25 protein-coding genes are annotated in these 23068 nt (G+C 57.4%); 6 read left to right on the top strand and 19 right to left on the bottom strand.

Annotation, left to right across the window (positions count from 1 at the left end; all coding sequences use genetic code 11):
* Positions 1–32: 32 nt before the first annotated feature.
* Complete coding sequence (gene def / locus HZS80_RS18405) at positions 33–545, bottom strand: peptide deformylase (RefSeq protein ID WP_179916889.1); 513 nt, start codon at positions 543–545, stop codon at positions 33–35.
* Between the two features lie 223 nt (positions 546–768).
* On the opposite strand from def, the gene HZS80_RS18400 reads away from it, so the two are divergent.
* Genes HZS80_RS18400 through aroE form a run of 5 tightly spaced genes read left to right on the top strand, consistent with a single transcriptional unit; the run spans position 769 to position 5202 of the window.
* Positions 769–1614, top strand: a complete 846-nt coding sequence (locus HZS80_RS18400) for a peptidoglycan-binding protein (RefSeq protein ID WP_179916888.1) — start codon at positions 769–771, stop codon at positions 1612–1614.
* A 34-nt stretch (positions 1615–1648) separates the two neighbouring features.
* Entirely contained in the window at positions 1649–2773 is a 1125-nt protein-coding gene (gene dprA, locus HZS80_RS18395) for a DNA-processing protein DprA (RefSeq protein WP_179916887.1), read from the top strand.
* Positions 2774–2816: 43 nt separating this feature from the next.
* The gene (gene tsaC / locus HZS80_RS18390; protein WP_179916886.1) at positions 2817–3374 is read left to right on the top strand and encodes an L-threonylcarbamoyladenylate synthase type 1 TsaC; all 558 of its coding nucleotides are present in this window, start codon (positions 2817–2819) and stop codon (positions 3372–3374) included.
* A gap of 56 nt (positions 3375–3430) precedes the next feature.
* Positions 3431–4384, top strand: coding sequence for an oxygen-dependent coproporphyrinogen oxidase (hemF, locus tag HZS80_RS18385; RefSeq protein WP_179916885.1), 954 nt, complete (start codon positions 3431–3433; stop codon positions 4382–4384).
* Positions 4381–5202, top strand: a complete 822-nt coding sequence (gene aroE / locus HZS80_RS18380) for a shikimate dehydrogenase (protein WP_179916884.1) — start codon at positions 4381–4383, stop codon at positions 5200–5202. The genes hemF and aroE overlap by 4 nt, the downstream gene beginning before the upstream one ends.
* A gap of 86 nt (positions 5203–5288) precedes the next feature.
* On the opposite strand, the gene HZS80_RS18375 is transcribed toward aroE, so the two are convergent.
* From HZS80_RS18375 to trmJ, 17 genes are all read right to left on the bottom strand, one after another.
* Positions 5289–5549 (bottom strand): hypothetical protein, encoded by a 261-nt coding sequence (locus HZS80_RS18375; protein ID WP_179916883.1) that lies wholly within the window; start codon positions 5547–5549, stop codon positions 5289–5291.
* A 17-nt stretch (positions 5550–5566) separates the two neighbouring features.
* Positions 5567–6370, bottom strand: a complete 804-nt coding sequence (locus HZS80_RS18370; RefSeq protein WP_179916882.1) for a M48 family metallopeptidase — start codon at positions 6368–6370, stop codon at positions 5567–5569.
* 178 nt (positions 6371–6548) lie between these two features.
* A complete protein-coding gene (locus HZS80_RS18365; RefSeq protein ID WP_179916881.1) occupies positions 6549–7163 on the bottom strand; it encodes a hypothetical protein in 615 nt (204 codons plus the stop codon).
* Positions 7164–7385: 222 nt separating this feature from the next.
* Positions 7386–8789, bottom strand: coding sequence for a ribosome biogenesis GTPase Der (gene der, locus HZS80_RS18360; protein WP_179916880.1), 1404 nt, complete (start codon positions 8787–8789; stop codon positions 7386–7388).
* Complete coding sequence (bamB, locus tag HZS80_RS18355; RefSeq protein ID WP_179916879.1) at positions 8786–9970, bottom strand: outer membrane protein assembly factor BamB; 1185 nt, start codon at positions 9968–9970, stop codon at positions 8786–8788. The genes der and bamB overlap by 4 nt, the downstream gene beginning before the upstream one ends.
* On the bottom strand, positions 9967–10623 hold the full coding sequence (locus HZS80_RS18350) for a YfgM family protein (protein ID WP_008959769.1): 657 nt from the start codon (positions 10621–10623) through the stop codon (positions 9967–9969). Before HZS80_RS18350 ends, bamB begins: the two co-directional genes overlap by 4 nt.
* Positions 10624–10698: 75 nt before the next feature.
* A complete protein-coding gene (gene hisS, locus HZS80_RS18345) occupies positions 10699–12000 on the bottom strand; it encodes a histidine--tRNA ligase (RefSeq protein WP_179916878.1) in 1302 nt (433 codons plus the stop codon).
* Positions 12001–12061: 61 nt separating this feature from the next.
* Entirely contained in the window at positions 12062–13177 is a 1116-nt protein-coding gene (gene ispG, locus HZS80_RS18340) for a flavodoxin-dependent (E)-4-hydroxy-3-methylbut-2-enyl-diphosphate synthase (protein ID WP_035564589.1), read from the bottom strand.
* Between the two features lie 8 nt (positions 13178–13185).
* Complete coding sequence (locus HZS80_RS18335; protein WP_179916877.1) at positions 13186–14250, bottom strand: RodZ domain-containing protein; 1065 nt, start codon at positions 14248–14250, stop codon at positions 13186–13188.
* 46 nt (positions 14251–14296) lie between these two features.
* Positions 14297–15031 (bottom strand): type IV pilus biogenesis/stability protein PilW, encoded by a 735-nt coding sequence (gene pilW, locus HZS80_RS18330; protein WP_035564585.1) that lies wholly within the window; start codon positions 15029–15031, stop codon positions 14297–14299.
* A 142-nt stretch (positions 15032–15173) separates the two neighbouring features.
* Positions 15174–16388, bottom strand: coding sequence for a dual-specificity RNA methyltransferase RlmN (rlmN, locus tag HZS80_RS18325; protein WP_179916876.1), 1215 nt, complete (start codon positions 16386–16388; stop codon positions 15174–15176).
* A gap of 89 nt (positions 16389–16477) precedes the next feature.
* The gene (gene ndk, locus HZS80_RS18320) at positions 16478–16903 is read right to left on the bottom strand and encodes a nucleoside-diphosphate kinase (RefSeq protein WP_035564581.1); all 426 of its coding nucleotides are present in this window, start codon (positions 16901–16903) and stop codon (positions 16478–16480) included.
* Positions 16904–17111: 208 nt separating this feature from the next.
* Positions 17112–17438 carry a HesB/IscA family protein gene (locus HZS80_RS18315; RefSeq protein ID WP_008959762.1) on the bottom strand — a complete coding sequence of 109 codons (327 nt, stop codon included), beginning with the start codon at positions 17436–17438 and terminating at the stop codon, positions 17112–17114.
* A 30-nt stretch (positions 17439–17468) separates the two neighbouring features.
* Positions 17469–18635 carry an aminotransferase class V-fold PLP-dependent enzyme gene (locus HZS80_RS18310; protein ID WP_035564579.1) on the bottom strand — a complete coding sequence of 389 codons (1167 nt, stop codon included), beginning with the start codon at positions 18633–18635 and terminating at the stop codon, positions 17469–17471.
* Between the two features lie 39 nt (positions 18636–18674).
* Positions 18675–19142, bottom strand: coding sequence for a Fe-S cluster assembly transcriptional regulator IscR (gene iscR, locus HZS80_RS18305; protein ID WP_035564577.1), 468 nt, complete (start codon positions 19140–19142; stop codon positions 18675–18677).
* 78 nt (positions 19143–19220) lie between these two features.
* Entirely contained in the window at positions 19221–20096 is an 876-nt protein-coding gene (cysE, locus tag HZS80_RS18300) for a serine O-acetyltransferase (RefSeq protein WP_035564575.1), read from the bottom strand.
* A 132-nt stretch (positions 20097–20228) separates the two neighbouring features.
* Entirely contained in the window at positions 20229–20978 is a 750-nt protein-coding gene (gene trmJ, locus HZS80_RS18295; protein WP_035564574.1) for a tRNA (cytosine(32)/uridine(32)-2'-O)-methyltransferase TrmJ, read from the bottom strand.
* Between the two features lie 235 nt (positions 20979–21213).
* On the opposite strand from trmJ, the gene HZS80_RS18290 reads away from it, so the two are divergent.
* Positions 21214–22008, top strand: a complete 795-nt coding sequence (locus tag HZS80_RS18290; RefSeq protein ID WP_035564573.1) for an inositol monophosphatase family protein — start codon at positions 21214–21216, stop codon at positions 22006–22008.
* A gap of 113 nt (positions 22009–22121) precedes the next feature.
* Here the strand turns inward: HZS80_RS18290 and secF are convergent, their stop codons facing one another.
* On the bottom strand, positions 22122–23048 hold the full coding sequence (gene secF / locus HZS80_RS18285) for a protein translocase subunit SecF (RefSeq protein ID WP_035564572.1): 927 nt from the start codon (positions 23046–23048) through the stop codon (positions 22122–22124).
* Positions 23049–23068 lie beyond the last annotated feature (20 nt).

The raw sequence follows: 23068 nt of genomic DNA, 5'->3' as shown, positions 1-23068 counted from the left end.
AAGAGGGCTACCTGGCTTGAATGAGAGAAGTGTTAGGCGTCCTGCATCTGCTTATGGCGTTTCTGCATTTTCTTGCGGATACGGTCACGTTTTAGCGGCGACAAGTAGTCAACAAACAGCACGCCCTCAAGGTGGTCGTACTCGTGCTGAATACAGTGTGCCAGCAGACCCTCTGCCTCTAACTCATAGGTCTCGCCATTACGATCCAGCGCGTTGAGTTGCACCTTGAGGTAGCGCGGCACTTCTGCGTAGTGCTCGGGAATCGACAGGCAGCCCTCCGAAAGCAGCTCTTTCTCGTCGCCAATGGGTGTATAGCGCGGGTTGATGAGCACCAGCGGCTGGGAGTTATCGTCGCTGACGTCCATGACGACTACGCGGCGATGGACATCGATCTGGGTCGCGGCTAGACCGATACCACGGGCGTCATACATGGTCTCCAGCATATCGTCGACGAGCTGGCGTACCTCATCGTCGACGGTTTCCACCGGAGCGGCCTTGGTGCGCAGGCGCTCATCGGGGAATTCAAGAATAGGAAGTTTGGCCATGGCGTTACAATCACCGTTATGCTGAGTCTAAATTAAGTCAAGCTAGGCAGTGACGGGCGTCTTCTAACCTAGGTACTTTATGATGGGTCACTATATCATGCTGTCAACGTTTCTGGGCATGGGCGCCTGATACGCGCAGGGTTTCAGCATCAACACAATCACTGCGTTTATGCAGCGTTTCGACATGGAACTAAGAGTGACGCATTTTATTGGGGAGAGCAGGATGGCGGCAAAACAACACCCCTATCGGGGGGCATTAAGTGGTTTGCTGCTGAGTGCAGTGATGCTGATGAGTATCGATGCCGACGCTTGGGAGCGTGATCAGGCAGTGATTAAACTATCGCCGCAGGTGCGTACATTGCCCCATCGTGAAGCGATCGAGCCCATCGCCCTGGAGGAAGCCCAGGCCTTTTTACGCGAACACCGCGTTGTCGATGATGCCGAGGCGTTGCAGGAACTGGCTTACGTAGTGGCGGGAGATGATCGCCGCTTGATCAGCGGCTCGGGTGACCGGCTATACGTGCGTGGTGATGTGCCACGCCATGGTCAGCTGGGCATCTATCGGCAGTCGGAACCCTACCTGGCGATGGATGGCACGCCGCTGGGCTTAGAGTTGATCAGCGTTGGCATCGCTCGCCACATCAGCAGTGAAGGCGAGATTGCGCAGCTCGAAGTCGTTAGCTCTCATCAGGAAGTGCGAGTTAACGATATTATTTTACCGCTGGAGGAGCGCGAGCTGAGCCGTGAGTTTATGCCCCGCGCGCCGCTCAATGCCGTCGCAGGTCATGTTATTGCTGTGCCAGGTGGCGTGCGCTTTATTGGCCGTTTTCAGATCGTTGCGCTGGATCTCGGCACCCTGGATGGTTTGCAGGCGGGTCATGTGCTGCGAGTCAATCAGCAGGGTGAGCTGATCAACGACCCACGTACCCAGGAGCTAGTACAACTACCCAGCACAGAGGCGGGGAGTGTGATGGTGTTCAAGCCCTATGATCGCGTCAGCTACGCCCTGGTAATGCAGGCATCGCGGGTGCTGGAAGTGGGCGATGAGGTTGCGTCAGCGACGAACTAACGGGCGGCACACAAAGACTTTAAAAGGAGGAAATATGGACGCCCAGGCGTGGTTGGTGGTCAATGCGTTGCCGGGTATGGGCGCGCTGCGAATCGCGCAATTAATCGCTCGTCAGCCGCAGTGGCCGGAAGGCTGGCTGGCAGCACTGCCGAGCCGTGCTGCCAGCGAGTTGCGCCTGTGGCTTGAGCACCCCACCCGCAGCCCGTTGCAAAAAGTAATCGATGAAACCGAGGCGTGGCAGCAAAGCGGCCCAAGTCGCCACGTGCTGCATCGCGACCACCCCGCCTGGCCTGCACTGTTAAATGAGTTGCCCGACCCGCCCGTGGTGCTCTGGGCCCAGGGTGATCTTGGCGCTCTGGAGGGCCCCAAGCTTGCCATGGTAGGCACTCGTCGCCCCACCGGCGAAGGCACCCATAACGCCCAAACCTTCGCGCGCGACCTAGCCCGTCGCGGCTGGTGCGTGGTCAGCGGCATGGCGTTAGGGGTTGACGGCGTTGCCCAACGCGCAGCGCTAAATGCCGGCGGACGCACGATCGCCGTACTCGGCTGTGGTGTAGATGTGATCTATCCCGCCTCCCACCGTGATCTCCACGAGCAGCTTAGCCGCCTGCCCGGCGGCCTGCTGCTATCAGAACATCCACCAGGTACGCTGGCCCGCCCGGCGTTTTTCCCGCGGCGCAACCGGATCGTTACCGGCCTCTCGCTCGGTACCCTAGTGGTCGAAGCCACCGAAAAAAGCGGTTCGCTGGTCAGTGCGCGGCTCACCTTAGAGCAAAATCGCGAACTGTTTGTACTGCCCGGTTCGCTACACAACGTACAGGCCCGCGGCTGCTTGGCACTACTGCGTCAGGGCAGTGCCCACCTTGCCCTTAGCGTCGACGATATCATCGCCGATCTTGGTCACTGGGCGGAGGCGTTTATCCTGTCCGAAGACACCGTGCAGCAAACTTTACCGGCGACGGCGGAGAAACCACCCGCGCAAGAGCTATTGCCCGATTCCTTATTAGCGTCTTTATCCGCTACGCCAACGCCCATTGATCTCTTGGTACACGCCACCGGTGTGACGGTCAGCGACTGCCAGCAGCGCCTACTGATGCTGGAGTTAGAAGGCTGGGTCGCCCAGCAGGCGGGAGGCTGGGTGCGGCTGCCGCGGCCATGATAGGATAAAACCCTTAAAGGCCTGTTAGCCGTGAGGAGAGAGCATGAGTTTGGCGACCGATCTAGCCCCTGCGATTAGCGCGCTGCGTAGTGGGGGAGTGATTGCCTGCCCCACAGAAGCGGTTTGGGGGCTTAGCTGTGACCCCGAAAACGACGCAGCCCTAGCCCATCTAATGCGCATGAAAGAGCGCGATCCTGCCAAGGGCGTCATCCTCGTTGCTGCCAACATTGGCCAGTTCCAACCCTGGCTGAGCCAGCTTCCGCTCGCGATGCACGCTCCCCTGGCGGCAAGCTGGCCGGGCCCCAATACCTGGCTAGTGCCCGACTATGGCCGCAGTCATGGGCTGGTGCGTGGTGCCCATGAGCGCGTGGCGCTGCGGGTGACCGACCACCCGGTGATGAAAGCCCTGTGCGAAGCCTTTGGTGGCCCGTTGGTATCAACCTCGGCCAACCGTTCGGGGGAACCGCCTGCAATGAGCGCCGCTGAGATCACGGGAATCTTTGCTGATGAAGTGGCCCATGTGGTGCAGGGCGAGCTAGGTGGCAATGCCAAGCCCAGTACTATTAGAGACCTAGCCACCGGTAAAATCATGCGTTCTTAACCGGCTCTACAACTACTTACTATTCTCTACTCACTATTCACCACCCAGGAGTCCCCGTGGCCCACGAGCACCTTGATGACGTTAAACGCTACCTTCTTGATCTGCAGGATCGGCTCTGCGCCGGATTGGCGAAAGCCGATGGGGCTGCCCAGTTCCAAGAAGATAGTTGGGAGCGTGCTGAGGGCGGCGGCGGCCGATCACGGGTAATGACCCATGGCGGGGTGTTTGAAAAGGGTGGCGTCAACTTCTCCCATGTTTATGGCACCCAACTGCCGCCTTCGGCCACCGCCGCACGCCCTGAACTGACCGGGCGCAGCTTCCACGCAGTGGGCGTTTCCTGGGTGCTGCACCCGGAAAACCCCCATGTACCCACCAGTCATGGCAACGTACGCTTCTTTATTGCTGAGAAAGTCGGCGAGCCGCCGGTTTGGTGGTTTGGCGGTGGCTTTGACTTAACGCCGTTTTATCCCGTAATGGAAGACGTGGTTCACTGGCACCAAGTGGCAAAAGCCGCCTGTGCTCCCTTTGGCGACGACGTTTATGACCGCTACAAAGCCTGGTGCGACGAGTATTTCTATCTCAAGCACCGCGATGAAACCCGCGGTGTCGGTGGGCTGTTTTTCGATGACCTGAACGAAGGTGAGTTTGCCGACTGTTTTGCCGTGCAACGGGCAGTGGGTGACAGCTTCCTAGAGGCTTATTTGCCCATCGTAGAGCGGCGTAAAAACGACGCCTGGGGGGAGCGCGAGCGCGACTTCCAGCTCTACCGCCGTGGCCGCTACGTGGAGTTCAACCTGGTGTGGGATCGCGGTACGCTGTTTGGCTTACAGAGCGGCGGGCGCACGGAATCAATTTTGATGTCTATGCCGCCGATGGCGCGCTGGGAGTACGCCTTTGAGCCGGAGCCCGGTAGCGCCGAGGCGCGCTTGCAGGATTTCTTACACCCCCGCGACTGGCTCGACGAATTCGCTGAGGATGCAGGTCAAACAAAAAGCGGAGAGCTCACATGACTGATCGCTACTGCGTGTTTGGTAATCCGGTCAAACACTCTAAATCACCGCAGATCCACGCTGAGTTTGCCCATCAAACCCATCAAGCGCTTGAGTACACCGCTGAAGAAGTGCCGCTGGATGGCTTTGCCGCTGCTTGGCGGGCGTTTATCGACGCGGGGGGGCGTGGCGCCAATGTTACCGTGCCGTTCAAGGGCGATGCCTTTGCGTTGTGCGATACCTTGAGCCACCGCGCCCGTCGTTCAGGGGCGGTGAATACGCTGATCCTGGGGGGCAATGGTCGTACCTATGGCGATACGACCGATGGTATTGGCCTAGTGCGCGATTTGGCCTATCACCGCGTAGCGTTAGCGGGAAAGCGTATTTTGGTGGTAGGCGCTGGCGGTGCCGTGCGCGGCATTCTGGAGCCCCTGCTTGCGGAGCAACCCAGCGAAATCGTCGTGGTCAATCGCACCGCCGCCAAGGCCGATCAGTTGGCCAACGATTTTGCTGATCTGGGGCCTATTACTGGCGGCGGTTTTGACACTATTGACGGTACCTTTGATGTGGTGATTAACGGCACCAGCGCTAGCCTTTCAGGTGACTTACCGCCGCTACCTGATACGTTGTTTAATACCAACGCCTGGGCCTACGATATGATGTACGGGCCCGAGCCGACGGTATTTTTACAGTGGGCAGGCCCGCGTGGTGCGAAGTTGCTTGATGGCTTAGGCATGCTGGTCGAGCAGGCTGCCGAGTCGTTCTTTCTATGGCGCAATGTGCGCCCCGAAACCGCACCCGTGCGCGAAATGCTGCGCCAGTCGCTCAATTATTCATAGCCGAATCCAACCAACACAACTTAAAAAGCGGGGGCGGATACAGTATCCGCCCCCGCTTTTATTGATGCCGCTCCGCTAATAGCGTTTCACTTAGCGCGTTTAACGTACAAGCCCACCATACTCATTACCAGTCCCGCCACTGAGACCAGCATGCCGCCATTGACTAACAGCGGCGAGCGCTGCAGCCAGGAGACGAACGGTTGCTGAGTGTCGGTACAGACACTCTCGATATAGTCCCAATGGCCGCCATTAAGCTGGCACGCGCGAACGTCGTTGAGCTCCCAGAAATAGACGCCCATTAGTACAAACAGCGGCAGCACTAGCAGCAGTAAACCTAACTTGATCATCTAAACCTCAAGAGCCGTTAAGGGCGTGGGCAGTTGGGGGTGCGGCCATTGCTGCGTGCTTGTTCGTAGCGTGCCAGGGCACGATCCATATTGGCTTGCAGGCCTTCAATGCGCTGGCCTTGGCCAGGGTGAGTCGACATCCACTCGGGGGGCGCACCGCCGCCTGTGGCCGCCTGCATATTTTCCCAAAGGGTCACGCTCTCACGGGGATTGAAACCTGCTTGGGCCATAAGATCCAGGCCAATCACGTCAGCTTCGCTCTCATGAGCCCGGGAAAAAGGCAGTACGATGCCATACTGTGCGCCCATGCCGAGCACGCCCATGAGTTGCTGGCCACCGGCAGACTGCATGCCCGAGGTGCTGGAAATTACCGACAGGCCTAACGAGGTAGCGCTCTCGGTTGAGGCACGCTCATTGGCATGGTTGGCCAGTACGTGACCAATTTCGTGGCCGATAACGGAAGCAAGCTGATCCTGATTTGTAGCAATATCCAGCATACCGGTATTCACGCCCATATAGCCGCCGGGAAGCGCGAAGGCGTTGGGCTGTTCGGACTCAAACACGCGGATTTGCCAATCTAGCTGTTGCTGCTGGGCGGGGAGCTCCGCCACGATGGCATCGGCAATACACTGGACATAGCGATGACTGGCTTGGCCGGCGGTAGGCAGTTTCTGCTGATATTGAGTGAACGCCTGGCGGCCCATCTCATTGAGTTCGCTATCGGAGAGCAACAGCAGTTGCGAGCGTCCGGTAGGCGAGGTGGAGCAAGCGGCGATGGAGGCGCATAGCGCGGTAATAGCAAGGGGGCGAAGCCAGCGCATGGGACGGTTTCCTTATAGACGAATGGGTTTCTTGGACACAAGATAACCGCTGATAGCAGTAAATCAATCCCCCATCATAACCCACCTAGAGGGTGAGTATGGATGCTGAATTAACCATCCTTCTCTGACCCAATGCTAGGCACCAGACGGTGGGCTGCAAGCTCCTAGAAATAAACCCTCAGCGCTGGGGTACTAACTGCCCATCCGCGCCTACATTGAGGCGAATGGTGGGCGTCAACAAACCGGCAGGTAACCGCATACCTAAACCGCGCAGATCCCCTGGCGTGATTGCCAGCTGGCTGCCGGGCGGAAGCTCGCCTTGGGACGCCAACTGGCTGGCAAGCTCGAGCATGGGGGCCATGCGTTGGGTGTCGGTGGCGAGGACATCAAAGGCTACCGGTAGGCGTAAATTGGCATCGTCACCGGAGGTCAGTGTGACATCCTGCTCATAGTTACCCTCTACAGGATCAACCCCAGGCATATCCAGCGCCCAGCGAAAGCCTGACATTTTCACTGGGGGCATACCCGCAGGTAAGCCCAGCCCCATGGCAATGGTGGCTTGTATAGGCAAGCTGCCGGCGCCAAGGCTGGAAGCAATCAGACTGGTTAGATCACTGGTGTCCAGCCCTGCATTAATGCTGTAAGGGCCAATGCGAACATCCTCGACCCCCAGAGAGGTCACCGCCAAACGAAACGCAAACAGGCCGGTTTGGGGAAGGGCGAGACAGCCCGTGAGTAGGCTGGCAACGCCTAATAGGGTAAGCCATCGCCAGTAGCGAGCAATACAAAGCATAAGACTCCCCTTAAGTAGGGCGTAAATAGTGGGGTAATGGCGTCAAGTGTAAGGTGCTGATGCAAACTTACTAGGTTCGGGCTAACAAGCGCGGCTATTTGAGGGCTGAAGCCATTTTCTGTCAAGACAATTTGCGTGTTCAGGCGCCTATTGAAGGCTAGAAGCAAAAACGCCCGCTTGTCGGTGCAAACGGGCGAATTCAAATAGCAGCTAATAAAGCGATTAGCGACGGCTTTTGCGCGCCTCTTTGGTGCGGTTAAGCTCGCGCTTTTTAGCCTTCTCTTTGTCGCTGGCGCCCGCCATTTCATCGAACGGGTTACTGCCCGAGCGAAACTCAAAGCGAATCGGCGTGCCGCGCACCTTGAGCACCTTGCGGAAGGTGTTGGTCAAATAGCGACGGTAGGCTTCGGGGAGCGACTCGGTTTGGTTGCCGTGGACGACGATAATCGGCGGATTGCTGCCGCCCTGGTGAGCCATACGCAGCTTGATACGTCGTCCATGTACCATCGGCGGTGGGTTTTGGCTGACCGCGTCCTGTAGCAGGGTGGTGAGGCGGTTGGTCGACCAGTGGGCGTTAGCGGCGTCAAAGGCGCGATCAATCGAGGGGTAGAGATCCCCCACCGCCGTGCCGTGCAGGGCAGAGATAAAGTGCAGTTCGGCATAATCCGCAAAGCCCAGGCGGCGCTTCACTTCAGTGCGCATTTTATCCTTGGCTTCGGTCTCCAGGCCGTCCCACTTATTCACCGCCAATACCAGCGCACGACCGGTGGTCAATACGTAGTCGAGCAGGTGCAAGTCCTGCTCCACCAGGCCGCTGGAGCCATCCAGTACCATGATTACCACATGGGACTCTTTGATCGCATCCAGGGTCTTGATGATGGAAAATTTCTCGGCGATTTCGCGCACGTTCTTGCGCCGCCGAATACCCGCGGTGTCAATCAGTACATAGGGCTTGCCGCGACGCTCGAAGGGGATCTCGATGGCATCGCGGGTGGTGCCCGCTTCATCAAACACGACGACCCGATCTTCGCCCAGCAGGCGATTGACCAGGGTCGATTTGCCCACGTTGGGGCGGCCTATCACGCCGATGCGAACGCCTTTGCTGCCGGTGTCGGCAGGAATGCTGGCGTCACGCTCCGGAAAGGGTTCGAGTACCACATCGATCAGGGTGGAAACGTTGCGCCCGTGGGCGGCAGCAATCGGCCAGGGATCGCCGAGGCCGAGCGACCAGAAGTCGCCCATGGCCGAATGCTCTTCCAGCCCATCGGTTTTATTCACCACCAGCCAGGTTTTTTTCTGATTGACCCGCAGGTGGTTGGCAATCGCCTGATCCGCGGCGATAAGGCCGGCGCGCGCGTCGACCATAAACAGCACAATATCGGCTTCATCAATGGCAGCAAGTGACTGCTCTGCCATGGCGGCATCGATGCCTTCTTCGTCACCGCTGATACCACCGGTATCAATCACGGTATAGACCTTATCGCCCAGCATGCCATTGCCGTACTTACGATCGCGGGTGAGGCCAGGAAAGTCGGCCACCAGTGCATCACGCGAGCGCGTTAGGCGGTTAAACAGCGTCGATTTGCCCACATTGGGGCGACCGACTAAAGCAATGACGGGTGTCATGGAGTTACTTCCAGGGTTTCCAGGCGACCATTGTTGGCCTGGACATGAATGGTGCTGCCTTCAGTGACCGGGCGAACGCTAATGCCCGAGCTGTGCACGCGAGTGCGTCCTACAATATTGCCTTCACGGGCGTCGATCAGGTGAACATATCCTTCAAAATCACCGAAGACCAAGCGGCCGCCGGCGAAGGCCGGGGCGGTCAGCCAACGATCTTCTAAGTCGTCATTGCGCCAAACTTCGCGGCCACTGTTAGAATCTAGCGCCACCACTTGGCTGTCATCGGTGACCACAAACAGGAAGTCACCGACTAGAATCGGCGTATGGCGGCTGGATAGATCCGCTTCCCAAAGCACATCGCCTTGGGTGGCTTCTAGAGCGACGACACGACCATTGTAGCTGGTCACGAACAGGCGGCCATCGGGGCTGATAATCGGTTGGCCGGAAAGGTCAACCAGGCGCTCTACTTCGCTACGACCACGTGGTGTGGCAATCTGCATGTCCCATAGCGGTTGGCCGCTGCGGTTATCCAGTGTGGCCAAGCGGCCGTTGGCCAAGCCAACGAAGCTCACCGGGTCGATGACCATCGGCGTGCCTGTTCCGCGCAGGGTGAGTGATGGCTGTGAGCTGGTGTATACCCAGCGCTCTGCACCAGTTGCGCGATCTAAGGCGGTGACCTGTCCATCAACGCTTTGCACGACCAGCAGTTGCTGGTTAGCTTGCGGAGCGGCAAGGACTTCGCTAGAGACCCGCGAACGCCAGCTTTCGCTGCCATCGCCTTGGTCCAGTGCGATCACTTCGCCGTTACCGGTCGCCAGATAAACTTGGCCGGCAATCGCGGTGAGGGCGCTAGAAATAGTGGTGTCGAGGTCAATTTCCCACTCAACCGCACCGCTATTGGCATTCATTGCCATGACCACGCCTTCAGCGTCTGCTGCAAAAACGCTGTCGCCTTCACGGTCCGGAGCAATGGGGTAACGCTGACGACCCAGGCCGCTACCAACGTTGCGGCGCCACTGGGTGTCTAGCGAAGAGGTCTCGTCGAAACTGCGCAACTCTTTGGGAGTGTAGGCTGGCTCACCTTTGCTGGCGCAACCGGCCAACAGTGCCAGCGTCAGTGCACCCACGCTTACCCGTACCAGCTGTTTGGAAATACCCCAATTAATTACAGTGCTAATAGTCATTGTGTCGCCTCCTCAGCGCCGAGATCGTCAAGCTTGAACTGTACGCCGTAAAGCGGCTGGTCTTGGGTTTGTGACACTTCCATCGCGGTCTCCCAGGCATCACGGGCCGCGTCAGTGTCGCCTTGAGCAGCAAAGGCATCGCCCCGCACGTTCGCTCGTTGGGCCGCCAGGGCGTCGCTGATCGGCTCGTCCAGCAATGCATGCGCCTGAGTGGGATTGCCGTCGGCAAGCTCAACCCGCGCTAGGCGCAGCCACGCCAGGCTCTGCACGTAGCGCCGCGATGATTCGGCAGCGCTTTCAAGCGCGGTACGCGCACCTTCCAGGTCGCCTTGCTGTACCGCCAGACGAGCATCAAGCAGCAGGGCGAGTTCAGCATAGAGCGTGTCGCCATGCTCGTCGGTCAGTTCGACGACCATTTCTCGCGCGCTTGCCAGTTGGTCGTCTTCAAGCTCGTTACCAGCGGTCATGTTGACCAACTGCTGGTAGCGCATGGAGGCGGCTTCTGACTGACCCTGCTGATAGTTCTGCCAAGCATTCCAGCCGAATACCCCCGCCGCCGCCAGGACAGCGCCTGCAATCAACGACATGCCGTTCTCTTTCCACCAGCGCTTAACAGCGTCTAGCTGCTCTTCTTCGCTTCTCAGCTCCACCACGGGCGGGCTCCTATTCTTCTAAATTCGTATGTTTAGACCGTCGCATGTGAGCAGGCGGCTAACCTATAGGGTGTATTATGCGTTAGCCGTTATAAGCTCGCGCAGCGTGCGGCCTAATACTGCTTGGGAGACACTTTGCTGTTCACGGTCATCGCGCAGAAACTTGACTGTCGCCGACTGCTTGGCGATTTCATCTTCGCCGAGCAGAATTGCCAATGAGGCATTGCTTTTATCGGCTTTTTTAATCCGGCTTTTGAAACTGCCGCCGCCACAGTGAAGCTGCAAACGCAGCTCCGGTAGCTCGCTACGTAGCTGCTCAGCCACGGTGATAGCCGCCGTGGTGGCGCTATCATCCATGGGTAGCAAATAGACATCGCAGCCGCCAAGTGCGTCTGCAGGAATCAATTCCAGGGTGTCGAGCAGCAGAATCAACCGCTCAATGCCCATGGCAAAGCCCACCGCCGGGGTAGGCTTGCCGCCCAGCTGCTCGACCAAGCCGTCGTAGCGGCCGCCTGCGCAAACAGTGCCTTGGCTGCCCAGTGCGGTAGTGGTCCACTCGAACACGGTGCGGCAGTAGTAGTCGAGCCCACGCACTAGGCGGGGGTTGATCACATAATCTATACCTGCCGCTTCAAGCATCTTGGTGAGCTGCTCGAAGTGTTCGCGGGATTCCACATCCAGGTGATCCATCAACTGCGGCGCGGCATCCAGCATCTCGACCATGGCCGGATTCTTGGAATCGAGAATACGCAGCGGGTTGCTGGTTAGGCGGCGTTTGGAGTCTTCATCAAGCACATCATGATGCTGCTCAAAATAAGCCACCAGCGTGTCGCGATAGGCCGCACGCGCCTCAGATGAGCCCAACGAATTAAGCTCAAGGGTAACGTGCTCCATTAGCCCCAGCTCTTTCCAAAGCCGCGCTGAAAGCAGAATCACCTCAGCGTCGATATCCGGGCCATCAAAACCGAAGGCCTCGACACCAATTTGATGAAACTGGCGGTAGCGGCCCTTTTGCGGGCGCTCGTAACGGAACATGGGGCCCTGATACCACAACCGCTGGGTTTGGTTGTACAGCAGGCCGTGTTCCATTGCCGCACGCACGCAGCTGGCGGTGCCCTCAGGGCGCAGCGTCAAACTTTCGCTGTTACGATCGTCGAAGGTGTACATCTCTTTTTCGACGATATCGGTCACTTCGCCAATAGAGCGGGCAAATAGCGCGGTTTGTTCAACAATCGGCGTGCGAATTTCGTTGAAGCCGTAGCGCAGCATGAGCTGGCGTACTTTGGCTTCAAAAAACTGCCAGCGCGGGCTGTCGCTGGGTAATAAGTCGTTCATACCACGGATGGCTTGAATCTTTTTAACGGCGGACTTGCTCAATGAAAACTCCTTATTCTGCCATTTAGCGCTGGTTGCCCAGGCTGGCAGCTAACCCCAGCGGTTAAACGCTGCGGGCAATCATAGCGTCTTGCTGCTGCTGTTTTTCGCGCACTTTCTCACGAATCAGCTGCTCCAGGTCGTCGACCAAGTGGTCGTTACGTAGCTTGCTGGCCGGTTTACCATCGATATAGACCAGGTTGGCGGGGCTGCCGCCGGTTAGGCCGATATCGGTCTCTTTGGCTTCGCCGGGGCCATTGACCACGCAGCCAATTACCGAGACGTTCAGCGGCGTCATCACGTCTTCTAACCGCTCTTCGAGCTGGTTCATAGTGCTGATGACGTCAAAGTTCTGGCGTGAGCAGCTGGGACAGGCAATAAAGTTAATCCCTTTAGAGCGCAGCTTGAGGCTTCGCAGCATATCGAAGCCGACTTTAATCTCTTCCACCGGATCAGCGGCCAGCGATACACGGATCGTGTCGCCGATACCGTCCATCAGCAGCATGCCCAGGCCAATCGATGATTTCACCGTGCCTGAACGCAGTCCACCGGCTTCGGTAATGCCCAGGTGCAGCGGCTGTTCAATGCGCTCGGCAAGATCGCGGTAGGCGGCGACTGCCATAAACACGTCTGAGGCTTTTACGCTGACCTTGAATTCTTGGAAATCGAGGCGATCAAGGTAGTCGATATGGCGCATGGCGGATTCCACCAGCGCGGCAGGCGTTGGCTCGCCGTACTTCTTTTGCAGGTCTTTTTCAAGCGAGCCGGCGTTGACGCCGATGCGAATCGGAATCCCATGGTCACGGGCCGCACTTACCACTGCGCGTACGCGGTCTTCGCGGCCGATATTGCCTGGGTTGATGCGCAGGCAGTCGACGCCTAGCTCGGCAACGCGCAGGGCAATTTTGTAATCAAAATGGATGTCGGCAACCAGCGGGACATTGACCAACTTTTTGATCTGGCCAAAGGTTTCGGCGGCGTCCATATCAGGTACGGAGACGCGCACGATATCTGCGCCGGCTTTTTCCAGCTGCTGAATTTGCGCTACGGTCGCGGCCACGTCCAGGGTGTTGGTGTTGGTCATGCTTTGTACGGCAATGGGCGCATCACCGCCCACGGCTACATTTCCAACCTGAATCTGACGGGAATGGCGGCGTTTTATCGGAGAAGGGGCGTGCATAGGACGGGTCACTCTCCCAAGGTGAATCGGGCAACATTGTTGGCGCCTGCGCGGGCGGGAAGGTCAACTACCTCGCCTTGGTAGCGCAGTTCAACGCCGGTGGCATTACCCACGGTTAAACGAAAAGGGGGTTCACCTTCGACGCTTGTCGAGGTGCCGGGCGTTTGTAGGCCAACGAAAACGCGCTGGTTGGTGGCATCAAAAATTTCAGTCCACGACTGCTCGTTAAACGTCAGCTCAAGCACATTGGCATTGGTGGCTGGCTCTGCAGCGGCGGTTTGCTCGCTGTCAGCGTTACTCTCTTGTTCGGTAGCGAGCTGTTCACTGTCATTCTGCTCAGCGCTGTTCGGTTCATCGCTTTCTGCGGCAGTGCTGGACGTGCCGCTATCGCTATCCAGGATTGAGTCGTTAAGACCCGCAACGGCGTCAGCGTCATCCTGCGCGCTGGGGGCTTGATCCTGGGTAACTGACGACGAAGGCGACACGTTGGTAGCATTGCTCGGCAGCGTCGCGCTCTCATCGCCACTGGTGAAGCTTGAGCCAGCTGTGGAGTTTTCTGCTTCAGCTGGCTCATTAGCTGGCTCCGCCGTGGCGTTGGCGGTTTCTTCCGTGGAGGTTGAGCCAAAGCCCGGCGGCTCGTTGCCGCCTCGGCTTTGCCACCACATCACGGTCACGGCGATAAGGCCGGCGATTACTAGTAAAGTAACCAGCTTAAATAGCCAGGCGCCAATGCGAGAGGGCGGTCTGGCGGTGGAGACCGGCGTCACTTTGTGTTCGGTGTCGGTAACGCCACTACGGGCTTGATACGCTTCAAGCACCAGCCGGTCATCCATTCCCAGGTATTTGGCGTAAGAGCGCAGATAGCCGCGCCGATAAGCGGCGACGGGGATTTCCTGGTAATCATCCTGCTCAAGCCCTTCCACGACTGCGGGGCGCAGATTCAGCGCCCGGGCCGCATCGGTGAGTGGAATGCCGAGCTGTTCGCGTTGGCGAGCAAGAAGTTCGCCAGGCGAGGCGCTACCAGTAGTGTGAGGACTATCGATAATGTTTTCTTGTGACTGTGTATCGCTCATGGCTGAGCATCCTTCATTAATAAGCGGTGATCAGGGCGTCAATCAGTCAGTCGTTGCCTAGCAAGCGCTGGTATTCGGCGGCAACATCATGCTCGCCGCGTGCGTGGGCGATATCAACCGCCATGCTTAGCGCTGCTTGGTCGGGCTCGGCGAGCTGTAAATAGGTTTGCAGCGGCGCCCAGGCCTGAGTGTAATGGCCCTGCGAATATTCGAGTTCAGCTAACATTAAATAGCCGCGTGAATTACGCGGATCAATACTCTGCGCGCGCTCCAATCGAGCGCGCGCCTTGTCAAATTCTTCCAGCGCCAGGTAACACTGCCCTAAATTAGTAAATAGCTGGGCACGGTTGGCGTACTGGGCATCCTGTGATGCGGTTTCTAACTGCTCACAGGCGGCATTGAACTGGCCCTGACCGTACAAGAATGCCGCATAGTTGTTACGGGCGCGGGTGAAGTCAGGTTCGGCGTTCACCGCCTGTTGAAAATAGTCGTTGGCAAGTGCGCTTTCACCCTGGCGCTGGTAAACCAGTGCCAATGCTTGCAGCGCTTCTGCATGGCGTGGGGCAATTTCAAGCGCCCGATCCAATGCGTTGAGAGCGCGGGGAAGATTATCGCGCTCTAAATAGGCGACGCCAAGCTGGGTATAGGCTTCTGCCGCCGCGGGGTTGGCTTGCGCTGTAAGGTTGTTGGACGAGGCACAGCCGGCTAGCCACAAACTCCCGATAAGCACGGTGAGCATGGGCACCCGTGATGGGTGTTGACGCCTGCGGTGAGCGATCATGTAAATCCTCTTGTTGTGAACGTCCAACTGCGAGTAAGGCAATACATACAAACAGCAGTGCTAATCTAAATAAAAACCGTGACCATCAAAGCGCCGTGCCAAGCGGAAGTCAAGATAAGCCCGGTTTTCTACACTCCACCCCTTAGTCCGCATCAAGCTGTACCGATTGAATATAGCGTTCGCTGCGTTTGGTACGGTCTTTCACGCGACCAACGAGTTGGCCACAGGCGGCGTCGATATCTTCACCGCGGGTCGTTCTGACCGTGGCGTTGTAATTCAAATCGTACAACCACTGCTGAAAACGCATGACTTGATTGCGCGATGGTTTTTCGTACCCTGAGTTGGGGAACGGATTAAACGGGATCAAATTGATCTTGCACGGCAGCTCTTTTAGCAGTGCCGCGAGCTGCTCGGCGTGTTCCTGCTGATCGTTGATGTCTTTGATCAGCGTATATTCGATCGTGACCTGACGATTGTCCGGGCACTTGGCAAGGTAGCGGTGGCACGCATCCAGCAGCGCACGAATATTATATTTGCGGTTGATGGGCACTAAGGTATTGCGCAACTCGTCAGTGGAGGCGTGCAGCGAAATCGCCAAGCTGACGTCCATTTCATCGCCAAGCTTGTCGATCATCGGCACCACACCCGAGGTCGACAGCGTCACGCGGCGCTTGGACAGGCCATAGCCGTTGTCATCCAGCATCAGCTTCATGGCGGGCACGACGTTATCAAAGTTGAGCAGGGGCTCGCCCATGCCCATCATTACCACATTGGTGACGGGGCGGTTGGCCGTATCGCGACGCGGGCCAACGCTACGCTGGGCGACCCACACCTGGCCGATAATTTCAGCGGCGGTTAAATTGCGCTGAAATCCCTGTTTGCCGGTCGAGCAAAAACTGCAATCCAGCGAACAGCCCACCTGGGAGGAGACACACAGCGTACGGCGTTTACCGTTTTCCGCCGGAATCAACACCGTTTCGACGTAGCTGCCATCTTCTACCTCAAGCACCCACTTACGCGTGCCATCGCTAGAGGTGCCTTCGTAGATCACCGCTGGGCCACGAATTTCAGCTACCCGCGCCAGTTTTTCACGCAGCGGCTTGGAGAGATTCGTCATGGCAGCAAAGTCATCACTGCCTTCCTGGTGAATCCACTTCATCAGCTGCGCAGCACGGAATTTCTTTTCGCCAATCGACAAAAAGAAGTCTTCCATCTGCTCGCGGGACATCCCGAGCAAATTGTGTCGCTCAGGCGTCGCTTTGGCAGCAGGCGTGCTGGCGGCGTCTGAACTATTGGCTTCAGTGCTGTCGGCACCTAGACGGGGGGCGGGCGTATGTTGGGCTACAGTGGTGGTCATGGCGGTCAGCGTTATAGAAAGGGGCGGGGGCGAGGCCCCCGCAAAATGGCCGGCAACTGACGTTGAGACGGCGGCGCTACCAGAAAGGCTTAGCGCGGGCAGATTTCGTCGTTGCCAAAGAAGTAACTAATTTCGCGCTCAGCGCTTTCTGCAGAATCAGAACCATGGACAGCGTTCGCATCGATTGTTTCCGCAAAATCGGCGCGAATCGTGCCGGGTGCCGCTTCTTTGGGGTTAGTTGCCCCCATCAGATCGCGGTTTTTGGCGATAGCGCCTTCGCCTTCAAGCACTTGCACAACGACCGGGCCAGACGTCATGAAACCGACCAGGTCTTTAAAGAAAGGACGCTCTTTATGCTCAGCGTAGAAACCGCCAGCCTTCTCTTCAGAGAGGTGAACCATCTTCGCGGCAACAACGTTCAGGCCGGCTTTTTCAAAGCGGGCGATGATTTCACCGATCGCATTTTTAGCAACGGCATCAGGCTTGATAATAGAAAGAGTGCGTTCAGTAGCCATATAAATGGTCTCCATAAATGGGGGCTAAGCAAAATTGCCGCCCCAGAAAGCCGGGGCGGCCCAGAAAACAATTCGGCTAAGAGCGTTAAGCAGCTAGCATTTTAACAAGCGTCGGGTGCTACCCGGCGCTTGATGGGGTATCTAGGGGCGCGATTATAACGCTTAAGCCAGAGGATGAATACCGGTGATGGCACCGGTCCTTAAATGGCTAAACCGTAAAGCTTTCGCCACAGCCGCACTCATCTTTGACGTTAGGGTTATTGAAGCGGAAAAAGCGGTTCAGGCCTTCGCTGACATAATCCACTTCGCTACCGTTGAGCATCTCGACCGCATCGGGCGCCACATAGACACTGGCGCCGTGCTCTTGAAAATGGACTTCTTCTTCGCTAACGGTGTCGGCGAAATCAAGTACGTAGCTGTAGCCGGAGCAACCGCTTGGCTTGACCGAAACGCGCAGGCCTAGGCCTTGTCCACGCTCATCAAGCACATGACGAATCTGTTGTGCGGCAGCCGGGGTAATGTTGAGTGTTGCCATGAGGCGTTCTCCTTAAAAATAGTCAGCCGCTTAACCGGGCGGTGTACGTAAACCGCTCACCGCGTGGCGTATGAGCGTTAGCGCATGATCGATTTCTGCTTCGGTAGTAAAACGCCCGAAGCTAAAGCGCAGCGACGAGAGCGCCAGCGAGCGGGGCGTGCCGATGCCAAGCAGTACATAAGAAGGGTCAACGCTTGCCGAGTTGCACGCGGAGCCAGTAGAGACCGCTACATCGCGCAGCGCCATCAGTAATGACTCACCGTCGACGCCTTCAAACGCCAGGTTGAGAATATTGGGAACCGCATTATCTAGTGGTGTGTTAGCAAAAACACCTTCAACGCCTTCAAGGCCGCGCAAAAAACGCTGCTGCAAACGGCTAATGTGAGCGTTGTCGTCATCGTACTGCTGCTGCATCAGCGCGAAAGCTTCGCCCATGCCAGCAATTTGGTGCGTCGGTAGCGTGCCGGAACGCATGCCGCGTTCGTGACCGCCGCCATGGATCAATGCCTCTACGCGAATGTCTGGGTGGCGCTTCACATATAGCGCGCCGACGCCTTTGGGGCCGTAGGTCTTGTGCCCGGAAAGCGACATCAGGTCAATCTGTTGGGCCACTACGTCTAAGGGGATGCGACCTGCCGCCTGGGCGGCATCGGTATGAAAGACCGCACCAAACTCATGAGCAACGGCCGCCAGGGCGGCAATATTGTTGATGCTGCCCAGCTCATTATTAACCGCCATGAGTGAGACCAGTGCAGTATCGTCGCGCATGGCTTCGCGCAGCTTTTCAGGCTGAATACAGCCATCCCGCCCTGGCGTGAGCCACGTCACCTCAAACCCCTCTTTCTCCAGCGCATGGGCCGTGTCTACGATGGCTTTATGCTCAATCGTCGAGGTCACCAAGTGTAGGCCACGCTCGCGGTTAGCGCGCATAAAGCCGATCAGCGCCAGGTTGTCCGCTTCGGTGGCACCGCTGGTCCAAACAATTTCTCGTGGGTCGGCGCCAATCGCGTCGGCCACTTGGCGGCGTGCCTGCTCAACCACCTGTTCTGCCTGCCAACCTAACATATGGCTGCGCGAAGCCGGGTTGGCGAATAGCTGGTCAACCGTTAGGTAGCGCTGCATAACCTCAACCACGCGGGCATCCGCCGGCGCGGTGGCGGCGTAATCCAGGTAAATGGGCAGCGTGGGTGTGGTCATCGTTATGTTCCAGCAGTTTGTCGGTCAGGGAGCGTTGGGTCAGGGTGAGGAGGCAAGAATACCCGCCTCGGCACGCTGTTTCTGTCGTGATGCAATACGTATGACATCAGGGCGCAGCATCAGTTGTGCCAGCGTCATCTCGTCAAAGAAATGGCGTATCTGAACGGAAAGCTCGCACCACAAATGGTGCGTCAGGCAGGTGTCGCCCTGTTGGCAATCGGAAAGCCCTTGGCAGCGGGTGGCATCAACGCTTTCATTCACTGCATCAATGACCTTGGAAACGCTAATCTCTTCCGCAGGTTGTGACAGCAGATACCCGCCGCCTGGGCCGCGTACGCTGTTGACCAAGCCTGCACGGCGCAGGCGAGCAAAAAGCTGCTCTAAATAGGAGAGCGATATCTCTTGGCGCTGGGAGATATCGCTTAGGCTGGTCGGGCCGTTGTGGGCATGCAAGGCTAAATCGAGCATGGCGGTAACGGCGTAACGGCCTTTGGTGGTCAAGCGCATGGCAAGCCCCTCGACGCTGAACGCTCAGCGCACTGACGGCAAATGTGTTGCCATTATGGGAAAACCTGAGTGCTTTGGTCAACCATTACGCGGCGGCAGCGTTTCTTGCTCGTTCGCTTGCTCCGCAGAGGAGTTCGCCACCGAGCGCTTGCCAACGCCTGGACAGCCGGTGTCTTGCTCATCGAGAATGCCGGCGAAATCTTCTTCGCGTAGCGCCGGGAGCTGGCCGTCACGGTAGTTGTCGTCTAGCTTGCGCAGGGTAGAACACATGCGCTCAATACGTTCATCCACGGCGTGCATATGATCCAGCATGGCCTGCATCGAGCGGGCTACCGGGTCGGGCATATCCTGGCTGACACCATAGGCATCAAAGCCAAATTTTTGGCAGATGGCTTCGCGACGGGCGGGATCGACATCCAGCGCCTCTTCCACATCAGGGTCGGTGCGTTTGACAATTTTGCCGGGAATACCGACTACTGTGGCGCCCGGCGGTACTTCTTTCGTGACCACCGCGTTAGAGCCAATTTTGGCGCCGGCACCCACGGTGAAGGGGCCCAATATCTTGGCGCCCGCGCCGACAATCACTCCATCGCCCAACGTTGGGTGGCGCTTGCCCTTGTTCCAACTGGTGCCGCCTAGCGTGACTCCCTGGTACAGCGTGACGTTATCGCCGACCTGGGCCGTTTCGCCAATCACCACGCCCATGCCGTGGTCGATGAAAAAGCGCCGTCCGATGGTGGCGCCCGGGTGTATCTCGATACCGGTCAGCCAGCGTGAAAACGTCGATAGCGTCCGCGCTAACCATTTGAGGTTTTTTTTCCACAGCCAGTGACCGCAGCGGTGCAGCAGTAGAGCGTGCAGGCCGGGGTAGTTGGTCAGCACCTCAAGAAAGTTACGTGCAGCTGGGTCGCGGTCAAATACGCTGTTGATGTCTTCACGTAGACGTTGAAACATGAGGTGATCCTTGGGCGGTAGATGTGCAGTCACTCAACTGAAAGTGCATCGCATGAAGATAACTAAACAGACCTTCAACGTGGGGGCGTTAGGTAGCGTCTTCAAGTCAGCATCTTCAAGCCTAATAAATTATCACTTGGTTTGCCTGGTGTTGGCAGCCTTCTCGGTGGCCGACAGTATTCCACGCAATATATTCATTTCCATCCGCTCTGGGCGGGCGCGCAGGTAGAGCCGGCGGAGTCTCGCCATCAGTTGGCGCGGCTGGTCGGGGTCGTGAAAATCAATGCCAATCAGCGTGCGCTCCAAGTGCTCGAAATAGCGTTCAAGTTCAGCGTGGGTAGCCAGCTCAGCGTCATCACTCGGCGCCGCTGAAGGCGCATCCGCCTGGCTTAGCCAAGCCATGCGACACTCATAGGCAAGCACCTGCACCGCCGCCGCCAAATTGAGCGAGCTGAAATCAGCATTAGTCGGAATATGCACGTGGGCGTGGCAGCGCTGTAGCTCAGCATTGGTCAGGCCGCTGTCCTCACGGCCAAACACTAGTGCCACGCGTGACTCAGCAGCTTGGCACTCGGCGGGCAGCCGGTCGGCTAATTCCCTGGGCGAGAGCATCGGCCAGGGCAGGGTGCGTGAGCGCGCACTGGCGCCCACGGTCAGGGTGCAATCAGCCACTGCTTCTTCAAGAGTAGCGTGCACACTGGCTTGATGAAGCAGGTGGTCAGCGCCGGAGGCGCGGGAAATACTGTCCTGGGTAATGACCTCGCAGCGGGGGGCAACAAGGGCTAAATCTGCCAAGCCCATATTATGCATGGCGCGTGCCACGCCGCCGATATTGCCAGGGTGGCTAGTGCCGATAAGAACAATGCGAATGCGCTCAAGCATGATAGGGCTCGGTAAATAGTCTTTGTTAATAAGATCCGGTTAATAAGATCCTGCTAATAAGGCCCTGTTAATAAAAACAAGGGATCATTAATGCGTAAAACGCGCAGTCTAGCATGAGTCGATGGCATGCCCGAGAGTGGTCTGCTAGAATTGCGCGCCAAAGGCGGCACCTGCGCCTACTTATGCTCTATTATTAGCATCACGTTCTTTAACATCACTGTCACAAGGCCCAACCATGAATCCGATGGTCCAATTTACGCTGCGCGCTGCGCGTGGCGCTGTTGAACACTTTCTGCGCGTACGCGAACGTATTGAAAACGCTCACGATGAATTTAACCTTGACCGCCTGCTCGATGAGACAGCGCGCAAGGCCGAAGCGACGATTGTTCAGCAGTTGGAGCGCGGTTACCCCCAGCACGGTGTGACCGGCCGCTTTACGCCACATCGCGCGGGTGAAGGCGAAGGCGCGGATACCGTCTGGAAAATTGAACCGATGCACGGCTACTCCAATTTAGCCGTTGCCGGTAAGGGCTTTGCACTCTCAGTGGTGTGTCTTATCAAAGGTCGTCCCGAGCACGCAGTGATTATCTGCCCGTTCGCCGACGACGAATATATCGCCAGCCGCGGTCGCGGTGCCCAGCACAATGACAAGCGCATGCGCGTTAGCAAGCCTACCGCCATCAGCGGTACGCGAATGGCCATGAGCCTGCCGGAAGTTTGGCTGCGCCCCCGTAATTTGCCTGCCTATCTAACCGTTTCACAGCAGCTTGCCCCCCAGGTAGAAAACCTGCTGGCAACAGGCTGTGGACTGCTGGATTTGTGTGAGTTAGCCACTGGGCGAGTGGACAGTGCTTTCGTGCTCGGCTTGGAAGAGCAGGACATGCTAGTAGGCACGCTGTTTCTGAAAGAGTCGGGCGCCTTGATGGGCACGCCCGACGGCCAGCCCACGGTGAAAGTGGAAGGGCAATTAATGGCTGCTGGGCCGCGTCTTTATAAAGCACTGATCAAGCAGCTAACGCCGCACTTTTAAGCAGCAATGCTAAGCTTTTAAAGATAAAAGCTGTAAAGATAAAAAAAGCCCCTGCTGGTAACCCAGCAGGGGCTTTTTTGTCGGCTAAAGAAGCCATCTAAATGGAGGCGCCGTTAAGGCAACTCCTCCTCTTCTTCATCAAGCTCTTTCTTGGTGGGAATCAAATCTTCCCGCGACAGCTTCAGCGGTAGCAGCAGCGCCGCGGCAATATAGATAGAAGAGAACGTACCCACGACGATGCCAACCAGCAGCGCAATGGCAAAGTTCTCAATCATATCCCCGCCCAGCAGCAGTAGCGCAAGCAGCACCAGAATGGTGGTGCCCGAGGTTGCCAGGGTGCGCGAGAGCGTGGCGTTAATCGCTTCGTTGAAGATCTGCGGCATATCGTCGATGCGCGAGGTGCGGATGGCTTCGCGCACACGGTCGTAAACCACGATGGTATCGTTCAGCGAGTAGCCGATAACCGCCAGGATCGCTGCGAGCACGGTGAGATCGAAATCGAGCTGAAATAGCGCAAAAATGCCCACGACGATAATTACGTCGTGTAGCAGTGCCAGCAGTGCGCCAATCGCAAACTTGTACTGAAAGCGGAAGGCCACGTAGAGCATTACCACGCCAAGGGCTACCAACAGGCCCAGGCCGCTTTGATCGCGCAGCTGGTCACCGACTTGGGAGCCAACGAACTCGGAGCGAACAAGGTCAACGCTATCGCCACTGGAGCGCAGAAGGTTAACGACCTCAGCGCCCACATCGGCATCAAACGCCTGCTGAAGGCGGATCAATACTTCGGTTGATGCCCCAAAGGTCTGCACGGAGACATCTTGGAAGCCGCTCTCTTCAAGCAGCACACGAATAGCATCAAGTGAGGGCGCAGCGCCATAACGCACCTCAACCAGCGTACCGCCGGTGAAATCCAGCCCCAGGTTGAGCTGCTGGAACAGAATAGCGCCAATCGACACGACCAAAAGCAAAGCAGAGACGACAAACGCGATATTGCGTCGTCCCATAAAGTCGATTTGCAGGTGTGATAGGGGTTTCATTACCACCTCTTAAGTTCTGG

Source organism: Vreelandella glaciei, from assembly GCF_013415125.1.
Lineage (GTDB): Bacteria > Pseudomonadota > Gammaproteobacteria > Pseudomonadales > Halomonadaceae > Vreelandella > Vreelandella glaciei.
This window is presented reverse-complemented; position numbering and strand designations above follow the sequence as displayed.

Bases quoted from the DNA above. Each gene is read 5' to 3' on its own strand.
- bamB (WP_179916879.1), bottom strand. From the start codon at position 9,970: ATGACTATTAGCACTGTAATTAATTGGGGTATTTCCAAACAGCTGGTA.
- HZS80_RS18370 (WP_179916882.1), bottom strand. From the start codon at position 6,370: ATGCGCTGGCTTCGCCCCCTTGCTATTACCGCGCTATGCGCCTCCATC.
- dprA (WP_179916887.1), top strand. From the start codon at position 1,649: ATGGACGCCCAGGCGTGGTTGGTGGTCAATGCGTTGCCGGGTATGGGC.
- der (WP_179916880.1), bottom strand. From the start codon at position 8,789: ATGACACCCGTCATTGCTTTAGTCGGTCGCCCCAATGTGGGCAAATCG.
- trmJ (WP_035564574.1), bottom strand. From the start codon at position 20,978: ATGCTTGAGCGCATTCGCATTGTTCTTATCGGCACTAGCCACCCTGGC.
- pilW (WP_035564585.1), bottom strand. From the start codon at position 15,031: ATGATCGCTCACCGCAGGCGTCAACACCCATCACGGGTGCCCATGCTC.
- HZS80_RS18315 (WP_008959762.1), bottom strand. From the start codon at position 17,438: ATGGCAACACTCAACATTACCCCGGCTGCCGCACAACAGATTCGTCAT.
- HZS80_RS18400 (WP_179916888.1), top strand. From the start codon at position 769: ATGGCGGCAAAACAACACCCCTATCGGGGGGCATTAAGTGGTTTGCTG.
- HZS80_RS18365 (WP_179916881.1), bottom strand. From the start codon at position 7,163: ATGCTTTGTATTGCTCGCTACTGGCGATGGCTTACCCTATTAGGCGTT.
- iscR (WP_035564577.1), bottom strand. From the start codon at position 19,142: ATGCGCTTGACCACCAAAGGCCGTTACGCCGTTACCGCCATGCTCGAT.
- HZS80_RS18290 (WP_035564573.1), top strand. From the start codon at position 21,214: ATGAATCCGATGGTCCAATTTACGCTGCGCGCTGCGCGTGGCGCTGTT.
- HZS80_RS18335 (WP_179916877.1), bottom strand. From the start codon at position 14,250: ATGAGCGATACACAGTCACAAGAAAACATTATCGATAGTCCTCACACT.
- aroE (WP_179916884.1), top strand. From the start codon at position 4,381: ATGACTGATCGCTACTGCGTGTTTGGTAATCCGGTCAAACACTCTAAA.
- def (WP_179916889.1), bottom strand. From the start codon at position 545: ATGGCCAAACTTCCTATTCTTGAATTCCCCGATGAGCGCCTGCGCACC.
- ispG (WP_035564589.1), bottom strand. From the start codon at position 13,177: ATGCACGCCCCTTCTCCGATAAAACGCCGCCATTCCCGTCAGATTCAG.
- tsaC (WP_179916886.1), top strand. From the start codon at position 2,817: ATGAGTTTGGCGACCGATCTAGCCCCTGCGATTAGCGCGCTGCGTAGT.
- HZS80_RS18375 (WP_179916883.1), bottom strand. From the start codon at position 5,549: ATGATCAAGTTAGGTTTACTGCTGCTAGTGCTGCCGCTGTTTGTACTA.
- HZS80_RS18310 (WP_035564579.1), bottom strand. From the start codon at position 18,635: ATGACCACACCCACGCTGCCCATTTACCTGGATTACGCCGCCACCGCG.
- cysE (WP_035564575.1), bottom strand. From the start codon at position 20,096: ATGTTTCAACGTCTACGTGAAGACATCAACAGCGTATTTGACCGCGAC.
- secF (WP_035564572.1), bottom strand. From the start codon at position 23,048: ATGAAACCCCTATCACACCTGCAAATCGACTTTATGGGACGACGCAAT.
- ndk (WP_035564581.1), bottom strand. From the start codon at position 16,903: ATGGCTACTGAACGCACTCTTTCTATTATCAAGCCTGATGCCGTTGCT.
- rlmN (WP_179916876.1), bottom strand. From the start codon at position 16,388: ATGACCACCACTGTAGCCCAACATACGCCCGCCCCCCGTCTAGGTGCC.